The following is a 4,961-nucleotide window of genomic DNA, read 5'->3' on the forward strand; positions in this document are numbered from 1 at the left end:
CTCATGCCGGTTGGTGAGGCGCGTGACGATGTCGAGCAGCCGGTCCTCGTCGGTGAAGAACTCGGCCGCGCCATAGGCGTGCACGGCAACATAGTTCCAGGTCGGCACGACCTTGCCGTGTTCGCGCTTGGAGGCGTACCAGGAGGGCGTGACATAGGCGTCCGGCCCCATGAAGGTCGCCATGGCCGCGCCGATCGCCGGCGTCGTTCCCTGCGGATTGGCGCGGGCGACGTGGCCGTAGAGCGTGCCGTTCGGCCCCTCGTCGCGAACAAGCAGCAGCGGCAGCGGGGTCGCAAGCAGCCCATCGGCCGTGGCGGTGACGAGGGTCGAGAGCGAAGCGGCCTCGATGATGTCGTGCAACACGCTCAGCGATTCTTCCTTGAAGGCGGGCGGTGTGTACATGATCTCGCTCCTTGTGCTTGTCCCGTGATAGAGGCAAACTGGACGGACCAGAACATCCAGTTTCCGTGTAAATGCGTGGGCCAGTTCGTGACAGTGAAAGACGAAGCGACGGTCGGGACCGCCCGGCGGATCTATGAGGCGCTGAAGGCACAGGTCCTTGACGGCACCTATGGCGCCGAGGCGCTGCTGCCGTCGACGCGGGCGCTCGCCGCCGAACTTGGCGTTTCGCGCACGACGGTGACGGCCGCCTATGAGCAGCTTCTGTCCGAGGGGTATCTGGAAAGCCGCCAGGGCGCGCGCTCGCGGGTCGCCTTGCTTGCGGCCCGGCAAGGCCTCGGCCCGGTGGCCGCGCCCGGGCATCCTGCGCGCCAAAAGCATCGGGAGGAGGGTGCGGCGGCGGCTCGCCTGTCGCGCCTGGGGGCAGCCCTTTGCGACGGGCCGACCTGGATGCCGCCGGTTTCTTCGGGGCTGATTGCCGATTTTCGCTATGGCGACCTGTCGGCCGCGGATTTTCCACAGGAGGCGTGGCGACAGGCGGTCAACGCCGCGCTCCGCCGGCGAAAGCCGCGACTTGCCTATGATCATCCCGCCGGCTCGTCTGCCCTGCGCATGGCCCTGCAGGCCTATCTCTGGCGGGCGCGGGGGCTCAGTTGCGATCCGGATCAGATCATCGTCGTCAACGGCTCGCAGCAGGGGTTGGACCTTGCGGCACGCGTGCTTGTCGACGCCGGCGACCGGGTGGCGATGGAGGATCCGGGCTATGTGATGGCGCGCCGGGTCTTTGCGGCTTCCGGCGCGCAGGTGGTTCCCGTCGCCGTCGATGCGGAGGGGCTGCGGACCGATATCCTCGAACAATCGGCCGACGCCAGGCTCGCCTATGTCACGCCCTCGCATCAGTTCCCGCTCGGCAGCGTGCTGTCGGCGCGGCGGCGCCAGGAGCTTCTGGCGTGGTCGAGGCGGACCGGAGCCTACGTGCTCGAAGACGATTACGATGGCGAATATCGCTATGACATCCGGCCGATCCCACCGCTTCAGACCATGGCGCAGGCGGAAAACGTGCTTTATCTCGGCACGATTTCCAAGAGCCTGTCGCCGATGCTGCGGCTTGGCTATCTCGTCGTGCCGCCGGCGCTCGTCCCGGCCTTTGCCGCCGCCAAGCAGCTGATCGACCGCCATTCGCCAAGCCTCGAGCAGGAGGCACTGGCGGCGATGATTGCAGGCGGCGCCTATGAGCGCCACATCCGCCGAAGCCGGCGCAACAATGGCCGCCGGCGCGAGGCGCTGTTGACGGCGCTCAAGGCGGAGCTCGGCGACGCGGTGAGCATCTCCGGCGCCGATGCCGGCCTGCATGTGGTCGTCTGGTTCGAACAGCTGGAAAAGGCGCAGGAAGACGCGCTGATCACGCGGGCACGCGCGGCTGGCATCGGCCTTTATCCGGTTTCGCCGCTCTATGCGGCGGGTGAGGCCGACCACCGGCCGGACCGGGCCGGCATCGTCATGGGCTATGCGAGCCTGGAGGCGGCGGAGATCGGCAAGGGGGTGGCGGCCCTTGCGCAGGCGTTGCGGTCCTGGGACAACGAGAACGCGGACGCGAAGCTGTCATAGGCTTGGAGCGGGCGATGTGGAGCCCGTAAGGGTTGGCATCGCGGCGGTACGTTACGGTTAGCCGCTTGCGCCCGGCCAACGTGCCTTCATAGTGGCGGCCATTCCGCGTTGGCCCAGGCGATTTCCATGAGATCTCTTCGCATCCATCCCCACCTGCACGACGTTTTCGGCGAAGAGCAGCCGGTTGCCTATCTCGCCGCCATTCTGCTGTTCGGTGCCGCCGTTTCCGCCGTCTTTACGCTGTCGGCGGGGCCGCTGCTTGCCGATCTTGCCTGGTGGCGGGCGGCGGTGGCGCTTGTTCTCGTGCTCGACATTGCCGCCGGCTGCGTCGCCAATTTCACGCCGTCGACCAATGATTTTTACGCAGCCCGGCCGCGCAACCGCTGGGTCTTCATCGCCATCCATTTCCACATCGTTCTCGTCGCGTTGCTTGTCGGCAGCGGGATCGCGGCGGGGGTCATCGTCTGGGCCTATACGATCGCAGCGGCCGCGCTCGTCAACCGGCTGGCGGGGCAGGGCGCGCAGACCTTCGTCGGCGGATTGCTGCTTGCGGTCGGCTTTGCCGGCCTGCCGCTTCTGCCCGGTCTGACGCCGGCGATGATGGCGGTCTCGGGCCTCTTCATGCTCAAGGTGCTCTTCAGCTTCGCCGTCGACCACTACCGCACGGTCCCGGCCCACGATGGACAGGTGTCCAAAAATGGGGGACGCGGCTGACGTCCTTGCCTTGCATGGCGGTCTTTACTAGCCTTCGGAAAGCAGGCTCAGGGGAGAGACTCGATGGCAGTTTCAGCGGCGGACGAGGCAGTGCGTATTCCGACATTCGACGACGTGCAGTTGGCCCGAAACCGGATCGCCGGCGTCGCGCACCGAACGCCGGTCCTGACCTCGCGCACGGCGGACGCCGCCACCGGCGCCCGGCTATTCTTCAAGGCGGAAAACTTCCAGCGCGGCGGCGCCTTCAAGTTCCGCGGCGCCTATAACGCCATTGCTGCGCTCAGGGAAAAGGGATCGAGGCAGGGCGTCGTCGCCTTTTCCTCCGGCAACCATGCCCAGGCGATCGCCTATGCCGCGCGCCTGCAGGGTGTGGCAGCGACGATCGTCATGCCCGCGGATGCGCCCGACATGAAGGTGGCGGCCACGCGCGGCTATGGCGCCGACGTCGTCTTCTACGACCGCTACAAGGAAGACCGCTCGGCGATCAGCGCCAAGCTGGCGGCCGAGCGCGGCGCCGTGCTGATCCCGCCCTTCGACCATCCCGATGTGATCGCGGGCCAGGGCACGGCAATTCTCGAACTGATCGAGGAGGTGGGCGAGCTCGACCTGATCGTCACGCCACTCGGCGGCGGCGGGCTGCTTGGCGGCACGGCACTCGCCGCCCGGGAGCGCTCGCCCGGCGCGACCATCGTCGGCGTCGAGCCCGAGGCCGGCAACGACGGCCAGCAGTCGCTGCGCCAGGGCCGGATCGTCGAAATCGCCATCCCGAAGTCAATCGCCGACGGCGCGCTGACCCCCAGCATCGGCGTCCACAACTTTCCAATCATCCAGCGCGCGGTCGCCGACATCGTCACGGTGAGCGACGCACAGCTGGTCGAAACCATGCGTTTCTTCGGCGAGCGGATGAAGATCGTGGTCGAGCCGACCGGCTGCCTGGCGGCGGCCGCCGTGCTCGAAGGGGTGCTTGCCTGCGCCGGCAAGCGCGTCGGCATCGTCCTCAGCGGCGGCAATGTCGATCTGGCCACCTATGGGGCGCTGCTGCGGTAGATCCGCCGCGCATAGATGGCCGACGACCAACCAAGCGGTGTCATGGGCGGGGCGTTGCAATTGCCCGTCTTTCCGGTTGCCTTAAACGGCAAAAGTGGCAAACTGGGCGTCGCGCCAATTGCGACGGGCATCCGAACGGGCTTGCAACGGTTACTGTAACAATTTGATATTCCAAGAAATATTTCCTCCTGCCATTTCAGGGCGGAGCGTGGAAATGGAAGAAACCGGAGACTTACAGCGGACCAGCCAACGCCCCGGCGGACGCGCCGCGTTGCCAAAAATCTAAGCGCTGCCACCGCTCCGGATGGGCGCGGTGCATACACAACTGGAGGGTATCGTGACGCTTGCAATCAATGACCTCGCACCGGACTTCGAGGTCGGGACGACCGACGGCACGATCCGGTTTCACGACTGGATCGGCGACTCCTGGGCGGTGCTGTTTTCGCACCCGAAGGACTTTACGCCCGTCTGCACCACGGAGCTCGGCTACATGGCGCGCATCAAGCCGGAATTCGACCGGCGCGGCGTCAAGATCATCGGCCTTTCGGTCGATCCGCTCGACCGCCATGCCGGCTGGGCCGCCGATATCGAGGAGACACAGGGCCACGCGCCGAACTTCCCGATGATCGCCGACGTCGACTACACCGTCTCGAAGCTCTACGGCATGCTGCCGGCGCCGGTTTCCGGCGATCCGACGAAGCGCACGCCCGCCGACAACCAGACGGTGCGCAACGTCTTCGTCGTCGGCCCCGACAAGAAGATCAAGCTGATCCTCATCTATCCGATGACGACGGGCCGCAACTTCGACGAAGTGCTGCGCGTCATCGACTCGCTGCAACTGACGGCCAAGCACAAGGTGGCGACGCCGGTGAACTGGCAGCAGGGCGACGACGTGATCATCGCCGGCTCGGTCAGCGACGAGGATGCCCGCAAGGTCTATCCCGAGGGCTGGAAGGCCCCGAAGCCCTATATCCGCATCGTGCCGCAGCCGAAGGGCTGAGGCGGGGCTGAGGTTTCGCCAGGGCGCGGAAGCGCCCACGCTGAAGGTTCGTCCTTCGTCGCTGGGGTGAGGGGTTTCTTCGCACTCCGCGGCGAGGGGACTGCCCCTCATCCCGCGGTGAGGGGGCTGCCCCTCATCCCGCGGTGAGGGGACTACCCCTCATCCGCCTGCCGGCACCTTCTCCCCGCATGCG

Annotated in this window: 5 protein-coding genes; 4 read left to right on the forward strand and 1 reads right to left on the reverse strand. The window is 66.6% G+C overall.

What is annotated here, in order from left to right; genetic code table 11:
• Positions 1-402, reverse strand: a 402-nt coding sequence (locus L981_RS32370; RefSeq protein ID WP_043626711.1) for an FMN-binding negative transcriptional regulator, incomplete at its 3' end; no start/stop codon positions are given.
• An 87-nt stretch (positions 403-489) separates the two neighbouring features.
• Here L981_RS32370 and L981_RS32375 point away from each other — a divergent pair.
• The 4 genes from L981_RS32375 (at position 490) to L981_RS32390 (ending at position 4,768) form a co-directional block, all read left to right on the forward strand.
• Positions 490-2,007, forward strand: coding sequence for a PLP-dependent aminotransferase family protein (locus L981_RS32375; RefSeq protein WP_197067220.1), 1,518 nt, complete (start codon positions 490-492; stop codon positions 2,005-2,007).
• Between the two features lie 126 nt (positions 2,008-2,133).
• A complete protein-coding gene (locus tag L981_RS32380) occupies positions 2,134-2,721 on the forward strand; it encodes a hypothetical protein (RefSeq protein WP_052202139.1) in 588 nt (195 codons plus the stop codon).
• A gap of 63 nt (positions 2,722-2,784) precedes the next feature.
• Positions 2,785-3,768, forward strand: coding sequence for a threo-3-hydroxy-L-aspartate ammonia-lyase (locus L981_RS32385; RefSeq protein WP_043626713.1), 984 nt, complete (start codon positions 2,785-2,787; stop codon positions 3,766-3,768).
• Positions 3,769-4,105: 337 nt separating this feature from the next.
• Positions 4,106-4,768 carry a peroxiredoxin gene (locus tag L981_RS32390; protein WP_043626719.1) on the forward strand — a complete coding sequence of 221 codons (663 nt, stop codon included), beginning with the start codon at positions 4,106-4,108 and terminating at the stop codon, positions 4,766-4,768.
• The last annotated feature ends 193 nt before the right edge of the window (positions 4,769-4,961 follow it).

It is taken from the genome of Ensifer sp. ZNC0028 (genome assembly GCF_000799055.1).
GTDB lineage: Bacteria > Pseudomonadota > Alphaproteobacteria > Rhizobiales > Rhizobiaceae > Ensifer.

Bases quoted from the DNA above. Each gene is read 5' to 3' on its own strand.
- L981_RS32380 (WP_052202139.1), top strand. From the start codon at position 2,134: ATGAGATCTCTTCGCATCCATCCCCACCTGCACGACGTTTTCGGCGAA.
- L981_RS32385 (WP_043626713.1), top strand. From the start codon at position 2,785: ATGGCAGTTTCAGCGGCGGACGAGGCAGTGCGTATTCCGACATTCGAC.